This is a genomic window from Streptomyces sp. ATCC 21386, from assembly GCF_018728545.1.
Lineage (GTDB): Bacteria > Actinomycetota > Actinomycetes > Streptomycetales > Streptomycetaceae > Streptomyces.
This window is the reverse complement of record NZ_JAAVVL010000001.1, coordinates 7,481,882-7,493,897: the sequence shown is the minus strand read 5'-3', so window position 1 is coordinate 7,493,897 and position 12,016 is coordinate 7,481,882. Positions and strand designations below refer to the sequence as shown.

6 protein-coding genes are annotated in these 12,016 nt (G+C 69.8%); 1 reads left to right on the top strand and 5 read right to left on the bottom strand.

Features of this window, described 5'->3' with window-relative positions; all coding sequences use genetic code 11:
* Positions 1–48: 48 nt before the first annotated feature.
* The 5 genes from GWK25_RS32170 to GWK25_RS32150 form a co-directional block, all read right to left on the bottom strand.
* On the bottom strand, positions 49–360 hold the full coding sequence (locus GWK25_RS32170) for a hypothetical protein (protein ID WP_215455080.1): 312 nt from the start codon (positions 358–360) through the stop codon (positions 49–51).
* A gap of 126 nt (positions 361–486) precedes the next feature.
* A complete protein-coding gene (locus GWK25_RS32165) occupies positions 487–783 on the bottom strand; it encodes a hypothetical protein (RefSeq protein ID WP_215455079.1) in 297 nt (98 codons plus the stop codon).
* A gap of 563 nt (positions 784–1,346) precedes the next feature.
* Positions 1,347–2,060, bottom strand: a complete 714-nt coding sequence (locus tag GWK25_RS32160; RefSeq protein ID WP_215455077.1) for a ParA family protein — start codon at positions 2,058–2,060, stop codon at positions 1,347–1,349.
* Between the two features lie 163 nt (positions 2,061–2,223).
* The gene (locus GWK25_RS32155) at positions 2,224–2,796 is read right to left on the bottom strand and encodes a helix-turn-helix domain-containing protein (protein ID WP_251829127.1); all 573 of its coding nucleotides are present in this window, start codon (positions 2,794–2,796) and stop codon (positions 2,224–2,226) included.
* Entirely contained in the window at positions 2,793–4,127 is a 1,335-nt protein-coding gene (locus GWK25_RS32150; protein ID WP_215455074.1) for a helix-turn-helix domain-containing protein, read from the bottom strand. The genes GWK25_RS32155 and GWK25_RS32150 overlap by 4 nt, the downstream gene beginning before the upstream one ends.
* Before the next feature lie 1,063 nt (positions 4,128–5,190).
* On the opposite strand from GWK25_RS32150, the gene GWK25_RS32145 reads away from it, so the two are divergent.
* Positions 5,191–11,958, top strand: coding sequence for a DUF3320 domain-containing protein (locus GWK25_RS32145; protein WP_215455072.1), 6,768 nt, complete (start codon positions 5,191–5,193; stop codon positions 11,956–11,958).
* Positions 11,959–12,016 lie beyond the last annotated feature (58 nt).

Genomic DNA, 12,016 nt, shown 5'->3' with positions numbered 1-12,016 from the left:
TCACCGTGACGTACGGTGCCCCAGTGGCTTCCGCTGTGAGACGGCTGGTTAAAGGGCTTCCGTCCCCGGCGGTTTGAGGTCCGGTGGGTAGCCCTTTGCACGGAGCCAGGCGTCAAGGGCGAGAGCGACGATGTCACCGTGAGGGATGTCGGTGTCGGCGTTGCACCGGCGGATCCGGCGCTGGAACTGAAGAACTTCAGGGACGGCGTGGTTGAGCTGCCCTCGTTTGGTGTGCCGGTCTTTGATGACGTTCAAGGTGTCGGGGTGCGGCCTAAGAGCGTCGTCGGTTGGCTGGAACTCGGCGTCGAGCGCGTCGGCGATTACACGCAGTCGGCGGGCGTAGGGGGAGTGATCAGGCACGAGAGCTGCTCCGGTCGGTCCGGCTAGGCGGATAGCTATCCGCCTACTGGGCTATTGGAATAGTCGGCACGCGGGGCGGCCGCACCCCGGCGCGGGGCGGCCGCCCTGCGTGCACTGCAGTCGGGCTCAGAACCCGCGAGCGGTGAGCCACTCGTCCAGCGCGACCGAGACGATGTCGCCGATGGGCAGGTGATCGAGTTCGTTGTCCAGCGCGAAGCGCTTGATCCGCTTCTTCAGCTTCAGGGCAGCGGGGACCGACGAGTCGAGACTCTCGCGGGCGATGATGCGCTGGTTGAGAACGACGGCGGCCTCGGGAATGTCCTTGGGACGGCCGGGACCGTGCGCGTATGGCGTCCCCTCGTTGGGAGTCTCCTGCGATCGAGTGTGCTGTTCCTGGTGAGCCCCCGGGCCCTCGGTCCTCACCGGGAACGCGGTACCGCCTGCGACCGGAGGGGCTGAGGGGCGAATGGCCACCTCGGCGGCCGGAGCCGCACCAGTAGCCGCGGACGTGACAGGAGACGGACCATGTTGCGCAACAGGTTCGGCTGGCGCCGTGGCCTGGGCCGCAGGTGCCCCGGGCTCGGGAGCCGGGACCACAGGCGGCACCTGCCGTTCCACCGGCTCCCCAGCGGACTCTGTCCCCGCCTGTGGGGCGACGGCGGCCGGGCGAACCGGCTGACTGGCAGCCGGCTCCGGCACTGGGCCGCTCGGCGCTTCGGCAGTCGGCTGGGCGGAGGTCTGCGCCACTTCGGGCACCGCCTCGGTCCGGCCGTGCGCCGATGCCTCGGCGGGAACGGCGGAAGGAGCGGGCTGAACCTGCGCCTCGCCCGCAGCGGGACGGTCTTCGCCCTGGGCGGCGGCCTGTTCGGCGGCGTACTGCTCGGGGGTGAGCTCGGCGGCCGGGGGAGGGGGAGGAGGGGTGGCCTTCTTGGCTCCACCGCCGAGGGTGCGACCGGTGCGTCGGGTGGGGGGCTTCATGCGCTCGCTCATGCCGTGAGCTCCTTCATCAGCTCGGCGTACTCGCTCAGCTCGGTCGGGATCTCGCCGAAGGCCTCCATGTAGTGCACCCAGGAGTGGATGGTCGTCTCGGCGAGCGGGAACGGCTCGTCGCGGTCCGGGCCGATGCCCTCGCCCTTGGCGGGCTCCAGCAGCTTGTCCTTCGCGTTGCGGGGCAGGCTGGTGCGGTCGTCGGCCTTCACCAGCACCACGTGGGCGGTGACGTCGCGCTCGTTGCGGGCGGCGGCGCGCTCGGCCTCGTCGAAGGTGGCCACGAGCTTGCGGCGCTCGATCTTGGTGGGGGCGACCGGCACGATGAGCCGGTTCGCCTCGGTAACAGCCTCGTGGAAGATGCGGGCGCTGCCGCCCCCGGCGTCGACCACGATCGCGCCGAACTCGGTGCGCTTGGCGCGGATGTACTCGGCGATGTCGTCGAACGGGTACCGCTCGACCACCAGGTTCTCCGGGATCTCGAAGCCCTCGGCCTGGGCGACCTTGAACCAGTCCCAGGCGGACTGGCTGGTCGCGTCGGCGTCCAGGAGCAGCGTCGGCAGTCCCAGGACGACCGCGTAGTAGAGGGCGATGAACCAGGCGGAGGTGGTCTTGCCGGTGCCGCCCTTGAGCATGCCGACAACGATCACGAAGGCGTCCCAGGCGTGGGCTGTGGCCGCCGCCAGGGTCTTGATACGGGTGTTCTCGTTCACGTGTGCTTGATCTCCTGAAAGGGGAAGGTGCGTTGCCTTATGCGCGTCAGTGAGGGGCCGCTGCCCGGGGGCGCCCGTGCTACGGGGCTGCGTCCGGGATGGCGCACGGCCGGCTTCTTGATCTGCCAGGCCTGGCGGGGGACGCTCGCGAGGGTGAGGGGGCTCATGGCCGCTGCCTCGTGTCGCGGACCAGACCGTGGTGGTGCTGGGGACGCATGCGGGTGCCCGCTTGGTGCAGAAGCCGGTAGACCGTGGCCACGGAGTAGTTGCAGTCCTCAGCAAGCTCCGGCACGGAGGCGCCAGCCTCGTACCGTGCCCGCAAGGACAGCGCGAGCTTCTGCCGCTCGGCTGCCCGCGCTGCGGCGCGCATCCGCAGCGTCTGCTGCGGGGTGCGCACGGTGCCGCCGGCCTCGATCAGCAGGCGCCGGGCAGAACGCCTCGTCCCAGCCCCCGCCGCGGCGAGCTCGGTGAGCGTCGTGCCGTGCCGCTCGTAGAGGGCGCGCAGGTGGGCCGCGAGCCGCCGGCGCGCCTGTGGATCCTGGCGCATCCGGCGGGTCTGCCACGACGTGCGCATCTCGGTCCCGGCCTCGTGCAGCCGGTTGAGAACCGTGCCGTACCACAGCCCACTGGCGGCCACGAGTTCGTCGACCGTTGCACCGGACTCGTACTGCTTGCGCAGGGACTCGGGCGTCACCACCTTGCTGCCATCGGAGGTGACCGGAGGCTCTGGGTTCATGCTGCGGACTCCCATTCGCTGAGGGCTTCGGCATGGGCGGCGGCCAGCTCGTCGTAACTGCGCTGGTCGGCAGGGGTGATGAGGATCAGGCGGCCGTCGGTGGCGACCCGCCAGTCGGCGGCCGGACGCCCTGTGACCGGGTCGAGGACACGCCCATCCGGGGAGTGCCACGTCGGCGGGATCTCATCGGGGCGGGGCGTCGGCACGAGGACCTGGTGGCCGTCGCGGACGATCACCACGGCCTTGCTGCGGTGCTCCGACAGCCGCTCCAGTCGCTCCCGGTACGCAGCGCGCTCGGCCGCGTGCAGCGCCTTGCGCCGGGCCGCGATGCCCGTGGTTCCATGCCGCTTCGCGACCGAGTCCCAGCCCTGAGCCGGTTCTGCGACCTCGTCGGTCACAGCATCTGGAAGGCCGTTACCGAAGCCCTCCAGCGCGCGAGGCGCGAGGCTCCAGGTCTCTCCGCTGTGGTGCACGAGGCCGTGGTCGGCCAGTCGTCGCAAGGTCCGGTAGGCGGTGGCCCGGGACACCGATGCTGAGCCGACGAGCTCGCTGATGGTCTGGGACTGCCGGGCGTGCAGTGCGCCAATGATCATGAGGGCAGAGCTGCCGAGGCCGTGGTGGGCGAAGGCGTCGTGGCCCATCAGGCGGCCGATGACGGTTGAGTCGATGTCGGCCGTCGTCCCTGTCTCAGGGGTGGGCCACTCCTCAAGTGCCGGGTCGGGGGGGTACTGAGTGGTCCGGAAACGAGACAACGGAACAGGGACGCCATGGCGGTGGGCGCTACCGTCGCCGAGGTACCAGGTGGAACCCTCCCGGCCGTGGCCGACCCGCAGGCGGCGCAGCCAGCCGCGCGGCTTGAGAACGGTCTCGTAGACCACCCGCAGCGTCGTCCGGGAGACCCCGGCCTCCTCGGCGGTCTGCCGCTCACTGGCGTGGTGCAGGGGCCCGCCCGCGATCTCGGCGAAGTTCAGATGCGCCCGCAGCACCCGCAGCGCGGTTCGCCCCCGCTCCCCGCGCCAGGGCGTCGTCTCGATCCGGTCCCGCAGCGCGGCGAGAACCTCGTGCGCCTGCTGACGCGACTCCACGACCCGCGTGCTGGCGACTGCGGCCGAGGCGCTGGCCCACACCCGGCGGATGTAGTCCAGGGCACGTCCCTGCCCCGAGCGCAGCGCGATGTGCCGGGCGTGCCGGCCGCCCTCGTGGTCGGGGTGGAGCAGCAGCCGGGTCAGCTCATCGACGGTTCCGCCGGCGCGGGCGACGTAGCAGGCGATGGCCGCGGTGATCCGGTGCCCGTGCTCGGCCGCGCCCTGACGGTCCGTACGGAGGACCACGCTCCGGCCGTCGGAGCCGAGCCTGCTGTAGCTTCCCGCCGCGTAGCGGCCGGTGAGGTCTCCGAGCAGGACAAGGTCAGCCGCGGCTCGGGGCAGCCTGTGAAGGCCCAGTCGCTCGCTCGGGTGAATTGGTCGTCGGGGTGAGTCTGCCTGGTGGGTGTGGTGTGGCACTGTGGGGTCGTCTCGCAAGGACGTGGACACCACCCAGGCCCGCTAAAACCACGGGTGGTGTCCGGAACCGACCTCCAATCGGTGCCAGGCGAAGCCTCCAGGATGGCCGTCCTGGAGGCCTTCGTATGCCTGGCTCCGCACCGGAGGCAGGCGTCCCCATCGCGGCTCGACCGAGATCGACTCGGAGCGCCGCCAGAGGAGTCCCGACCGATTCGACACCGCCCCGACCTCGGCCGACTCGGAGCCAAACAGGGGCGATTGCCTCTGACTGGCTCCGAGCAGCTCGGGTCGAACCCGGGTCGAATCAGAGCGGTTTCCTCTGACTGCCTCCGATCGCCTCTGCAACCCGACCTAGCAGGTCACAGCCAGTCCGATCCCGTAAAGCCGCAGGTCAGAAAGGTGCTCCAGGAATACCCGGCGTACAGCCCGACTCGTCTGCCGCTACCTGCGGTTTTGCCTGGGAATGGGCCTCTGATCTGGGGGCGGAGGTGTTTTCCGGGCATGACGTGCTTGCTGCATCCGGCCTGGCGATACACCCGATGGCTGGTGGACACGCCGTGCTAGTACCCGAAGGGACGCCTGCGCTGGGGCGGGCGGACCGGCGAGTTGGGGGACCCGGCGGCAACCAGGGTGTGGTTCATTCGCTTTTCCTGATGGGGCCGTCGACGGGCCGTAGGAGCCTTTGTGACCGCCGAGGAAACCGTTCTGTAGTTAACACTTCACGCATTGGTGAGCTGACCGTAGAATTCCGCATCCAGGGGGATCAGCGGGACTTGTGCGGCCACCAGGACAACTGAGGACGTCTGTGGCCGCGCTTTGCGTTGGCGGTGGAGGGGACTGTCGTCGACGCCACGGCTCCGTCGGCCCAGAAGCGACGACATCAGGGACCAGCGTGACGAACTCGGGTGACTTCGGGGGCAGCCAGGACCTCGACCGGCTCAAGGTGATGCTTGAGAGCTGGCGCACCTCGCTGGTGGATCTGAGCGGCCGCAACCGGCTGCTCAATTTCCGCCACACCAAGTCGGCGACTCTGGAGATCTCGACTCCCTCTGCGCAGGAGTTGATCAAGGGCCTGGCGCGCGGCTGGGACTTCGCGCCGCTCCCGGACGAGGAGCCGGAGGACGATGAGGGCTCGCGACCCGGCGAGGTTGTCCTCGCGAAGAAGGGCGACCGCACCGACGGCATCTTCACCCAGAAGACCACCGGCCCTTCCCTCCTGCGCGCGTTGAACAGCCTTCGCGCCAAAGCGACGCAGGTCTTCAACGACTACGGTCTGTGGACCCTCAACCTCGGCGTCGGCATGCTCCGCTGGCGTGAGGACGGGGCTGAGACGGGCAGCGACGCCCCTCTGGTCCTGATGCCGGTGGTCATCGAGCGTGCGCGCAACGGCAGGATCCGCCTCAGGGCGAGCGACGACGAGGAGCCGCGCCTCAACCCGGCCCTGAAAGTGAAGCTGGAGCAGTTCCGTATCGATTGGGCTCCGGTCGGTGAACAGGACCCCTCAGACCTACAGGCGGTGCTGTCCGCCGCAGGTCGTGCGGTGGCGGGCAAAGCCGGATGGCAGATCTCCGACCGTGTGGTGCTCGCGCTCTTCGCTTCCCACAAGGAGTCGATGTATCAGGACCTGCTGGACAACGAGGGCCGCGTCCTGGGCAGCGACCTCGTACGTGCGATGGCTCTCGGTCCGAACTCCGGGCTCGCCACCGACCGTTTCGACTTCGACGAGATCGAACTCGACCGGATCGACGAGCTGAGTCCGCCCGAGGACAGTCCGCTGGTGCTCGACGCCGACGCCTCGCAGCGGCAGGCCGTCGCCGCGGCCGTGGCAGGACGGTCGTTCGTCCTGGACGGCCCGCCCGGCACGGGCAAGAGCCAGACGATCACGAACATGATCGCCGGCCTGATGCACGCGGGCCGCAGTGTGCTGTTCGTCAGCGAGAAGGCGGCGGCCCTCGATGTCGTTCTCGATCGGCTGAAGTCGGTCGGACTCGACTCGTACGCGCTTGCCCTCCACAGCCACAACACCAGCCGCAAAGCAGTGGCCCAAGAGCTGGGACGGGTGCTCGCGGAGGAACCGCGCGCACCACAGCTGTCGCAGCAGACTCTGGCCCGGGCCAGGGAACTGCGTCTCGCGCTCAGCGCCTATGCCGAAGCGATGAACGAGGTCCGCGACCCGCTGGGGTGGACCTTGCACGACGTGCTCGGCCGGGTCGGCAGACTGTCCGAGGCGCCGGTGGCCTATCTGAGCCATCGTGACGACACCCGTACAGGAGCGCAGGCGTCGTTTCGCGCCGAGACGCTCAGCGGTGAGGATCTGCGCCTGATCGTCGATGCGACGAAAGCCATCTCCGACGCCTGGGACGCGGTCGCGGATCCGTCGTTCCCCTGGCGAGACCTGCGGGCCGGCCTACCCCATCCCCGCCCCGTCCTGGACCAGGCCCAGGCCGCGTTGGCCGCGCTCACGACGGCGGCCGAACGGTACCGGGACCTCGCCCCCGACGGAGTACCCCTCACAGATCAGAGCGGAATCGACCGTCTGATACTGCTTCTGCGGCTGCTCGACGTGCGGAGTCCCGTGCCGGAAGCCTGGCTGACCACGGATGCCTTCGCCGATGAGGTGGATGACCGGGTCGACGCTTTCCTCGCGGAACTGCGCAAGGCGCAGCGCACGAGCGCTGCGGTCCGAGCCGTGGTGGGCGAGCGCTGGCAGGAACTGTCCACCAGGTTGACGGCTGAGCAGGGGGAGGCCGAGAGGAAACTCTCCGCGATGGCGCCCCGCGGCCTCGACCTTGCCGGACTCACGGAGGAGCGAGCACGACAGTTCGGCCGGGAGTTCGATGCGACCGCTGGTGTGCTGGAGCGGACCCTGCAGAGCCTCGCCCGAGTCAGCCAGGTCGCCGGGCTCACGAACCCCAGCACCCCCGACGAAGCCCGTCATCTGTGTGACGTGATCGCCGTTGCCGGCACCGAACATCGTCCTCTTGAGGAGTGGTTGGTCCCTGAGGGCCCAGCACGGGCAGAGGAAGCGGCTGTCCGGAGCGTTGCCGACGCGCTGAGCGACTTCTTCGCACGACGGCTCCAGTTGCTCTCCGCCCACGCCCTCGCGACGGACCACGCGGGCCCGGGGTGGGCTGAACTACGCCCGGAACTGAGCGCGGAACGACCGGCCAATGAGCAGGCGCTCGCCGCACTGGACCCACCGGGAGCCGACATCGCGTCGATGACCGGCCGCGAGGCCGCGGAACTCGCCGGGCGGTTCGGCACACTCGCCGGCACCCTTGAGAAGGCCGCCGAGCACGCCGACTCGGTGGCCGAGCACCTCGGGTGCGGCCGGCCGAAGGCGACGTCGGAGGCGGAGGACCTGGCCACGCTCACGGAGTTGGCCACAGCCTCCGACCGCGCGCTCGAAGCATGGCTCGATCCCCGGGCACTTCCCGGTGTCCGGGCAGCCGTCGCGGAGATCTCCTCGGCCGCCGATGACCTGGCTGCCGCCGAGGAGGCGGCGCGCGACACCTTCCTGCCCGACGTCGTCTCCACGCCCGAACTGCCAGATGCGGTCCACCGCCTCCTGGAGGGCCGCCAGGGACTCGCCGGGATGCTGTCCAGCGGCATCCGGGCCGACCGGAAACTCGTGGCCCGGCTGACGCACGGCGGCTCGTGGCGAGGCGAGCTCTACGACAAGTTGCCACTCGCCGATGCGTGGTGCGCCGCGCATCGGAAGCTGCGGTCGCTGGCCATGACCCACGCCGAACTGATCGGCCGCTACAGGGGCACGGCGTTGCCCGACGTGCCGGCATTGCGCAAGGCCCTTGCGCACGGCGAAGCGGTTCACGCGCTCGCGCCGGAAACGGTCGCCGACCCCTACCGCCGGAGTCTGCTCGCCATTCACCTGGCCGACGGCCGGGAGCCGCAACCCGCACTGGTCGAGCAGGGGATGACGTTGCGCCGCCATCTCGGCGCGTGGCGACGGGACTTGAGCAGTCCGTCGCTGGCACCGCATGCGGCAGACCTCACCAAGAAGCCGCTCGACGACAACGCTCGCTGGCTGCGCGCCCACCTGGTCCCCATGCAACAGGCTGCCGCGCTGTTGGACACCGTGGCGGCTGTCGGCCGCCGGGATCATGGTCCCGGTTCCGAGCACACGCTTGCCTCCGCGCGTACGGCGGTCGCAGCCGCGCACGTGGCACAGCAGGAGACCGCCGCCTTCTCTGCTCGGGCCGTGGCCGACCGCGGTCTTCTCGGCCCCTGGTACCGGGGCCTCGACACCCAGACGGATGACCTGCACGACGCCGCGCCGAATGGTGTGACGGGCTACGAGCCCATGGGGCAGCTTCTGCTCCGTGGCCTGGACCTGACCCGACAGCGACCGGGCCCCTACGCCACGGAGCCGCAGCGCGAGTTCCTGGGCCGGTACGTCTCCGAAGGGAGCCCGCACACCGAAGCTCTGCAGGCTGCTCTGGACTCCGCCACGCTGATCGCCCGCCTCGCATCCGACACGCTCACGGAGCCAGCGCGCCGGCTGAGCCTCGTCGAGGTACTGGCCGATGGCCGGCCCCAACCGCACGACCTCCTCACGGAGACCGACCAGATCCGTAGTGACCTTGACCTCTGGCAGGAGTACACAGGGCAGCCCCACATCGCGACGGTCGGCACGGCCCTGGCCGTCCGTCCCCTCGAACGAGCGGCGAGCTGGCTCCGCGCGCATGTGGAGCCCTTCGAGGACGCGGCCGACCTCATCCGCTCAACCACCCGGGTCGTGGACGACGCAGCGGGCCTCACCCTGTCGCGGGCCAGAGAAGCGGTGGGCGCCGTCGTCGCGGCTCGCGCCGCCGAGGCCTCGTTCGCGGAGAACGAGGCCACGTACCGAACTCTTCTCGGCTCCCTCTACCGGGGCACCGAGACAGACCGCGATGCGATCCTGGACGCCCTGGACTGGGCACAGAAGGTCCGTCGTGCCGCACACGGCGGCCACTCCTTGCCGCTGCCGCAGATGGCGGCCCGGCTGATGCTGACCGCATCAGCCGACGCGTCCGTCGCGGACCGCGCCGCCGACTGGCGCGATCAGCGCGAGGCGCTCGCCGGTCACTTCGAGGCCGGGCGGGCTGAGGAGCTGCGACGCGAACTCGGCGAGTCCCTCACCGCCGCCCAGGCCATCGTGTCGCGCCTTGACCGCGACCCCTTCGGCCCGGAAGCGTGGACCAGTTGCGCCGACGCACTGACCCTGCTGAAGGGCTACCACCTCGACGGGCTGCCCGACCAACTCGCACGCCGCGACGTCTCCGCGGAGGACTTCCCCGCCGCCATGGAACGTGCGGTGCTCACCGCGTGGGTCGAGCACCAACTGACCCACGACTCGAGACTGAAGCCTATGCGCGCGGTGGAACGCGACCAATTGGTGGAGCGCTTCCAGAGCGCGGACAAGGATCTGGTGGCAGCGGCCCACGCCGAGGTCATCGCCGCGTGCAACACCCGTAGGCCTCGCCGGACATCGGTGGGCCAGGCCGCCACGATCCGTCGCGAGGCCGAGAAACAGCGTCGGCACATGCCCGTACGGCACTTGTTGCAGCAGACCCGCGACGTCGTTCGGCTGGTCAAGCCCTGCTTCATGATGAGTCCGCTGACGGTCAGCCAGTTTCTGCCCCCGGACTTCGAGTTCGATGTCGTCGTCTTCGACGAGGCGTCCCAGGTGTTGCCCCAGGACGCGGTGAACTCCGTCTACCGGGGTAAGGCCCTCGTCGTGGCGGGTGACCAGAAGCAGTTGCCGCCGACTTCGTTCTTCGCCGCGGCAGGCGACAGCGACGACGGCGACGAGTGGGACGAGGACGCCACCGACGGCTTCGAGTCCATCCTCGACATGTGCAAGGCAAGTGGAGTTCTGCGCGGGCTTCCCCTGCGTTGGCACTACCGCAGCCGTCACGAGAACCTGATCGCCTTCAGCAACCACGACTTCTACGACAACTCCATGGTCACGTTCCCCGGGGCGCTGGAGCAGGGGCCGGACATCGGAGTGGAGTTCATCAAGGCGGACGGCGTCTACGACCGCGGCGGGAACAGCGATAACCCGCTTGAGGCCGCCAAGGTGGCCCAGCGCGTCATCCACCACTTCGACACCCGCCCCGAACACACCCTCGGCGTGGTCGCCCTGTCCAAGGCGCAGGCGGAGGCGATCGAGGAGGCGGTGCAGAAGGCGAGGGCGGCCCGCCCGGACCTCGACCACCACTTCACGGAGGGGCGACTCGACGGCTTCTTCATCAAGAACCTCGAAACCGTCCAGGGCGACGAACGCGACGTCATCATCCTCTCCATCGGCTACGGTCCCGACCACCGTGGCAAGCTGCTGTCGACGTTCGGCCCCATCAACAGGGAGGGTGGCTGGCGACGTCTCAACGTGGCCGTGACCCGCGCCCGGCGCCGCATGGAAGTCGTCGCCTCCTTCTACGGGGGCGATCTGCCGGACAGCGCCAACAAGAGCGTGCAGCATCTCAAGCGGTACCTGCAGTACGCCCAGCACGGCCCCGCGATCCTCCAGACCAAGGCCGCCGATCCGGACGCGGCTCCGGAGAGTCCCTTCGAGGAGGAGGTCATCGACGTCCTCCGCGGCTGGGGCTACGAGGTCCAGCCGCAGGTGGGAGTCGCCGGATTCCGCATCGACATGGCCGTAAGGCACCCGGGAGCGCCCGGCACGTACGCGCTGGGCATCGAGTGCGACGGCGCCATGTACCACTCCTCGCGGGCGGCTCGGGACCGTGACCGCCTCAGGGAAGCGGTTCTGCGTGACCTGGGTTGGAAACTGCACCGGATCTGGGGCACGGACTGGTACCGGAACCGTCGGGACGCGATGGCGCGGCTTCGGGCGGCCGTGGAGGCGGCGTGTGCGGAGGATCCGCATGCGGTGCGGGTGGCGCCACCCGTGGGGGCGGCCGGCAGCGGCGGCGGCCTCGGCGACGGTGACAGTACGGCGGAGGCCGTGGACGGCCCCCTGGGCGTGGTGGGCGGCGAAGCGGGAGACGTGGCCGGTGGTCCGGCAGTCCCGCGAGTGGAGTTCGTGACCGTCGATGACGGCCCCGCACCCTGGAGCCGTCCCTACCAGGAGGTCGACCCCCGCCTGTTGGCGGAGGTACGCGACCGGTCGAGCAGCCGACGAGGCATGTGGGGCGTGGAGTTGCAGGACCCTGGGGCACTCGACGTGGTGGCGGACGTGGCGCTGTGCGTGGTCGAGGTGGAAGGACCCGTCGAGAAGGAAGTGATCTACACGCGGGTCCGTCTCGCGTGGGGTCTCGGACGAGCCGGCCAGGTGGTCCGCGACCGCATCGACCGAGCTCTTCGCCGTCTGCTCAAGCAGGGCAAGATCGTGCATGTCGGTACGGCCTATGACAGGCCCGGCCACGAGACAGAGTTCGCCCGCACACCGACAGAGCGGTGCGCTCGACGCGTGGCTGAGGTTCCTGCGGTGGAGCGGCAACTCGTGCTCCGGAACGTTGTCGAAGAGGGCCCGGGCGTGCATCGCGAAGACCTGCTGCGGGAGGCCGCACGCTTCTTCGGGTGGGCTCGGCTCGGCGCCGACATCCGCGACGCGCTGACAGGCGACATAGACGCGTTGATTGCCGCCGGGGATCTGGTCGACTCGGAGGGCGGCCTGATGCCCGCGGAGGGTTCCTGATCCGTTGCGGTGGGCTCTCGTCATCGCGTCTCCGGAAGGTGGTAGAGGAGACCGCCAG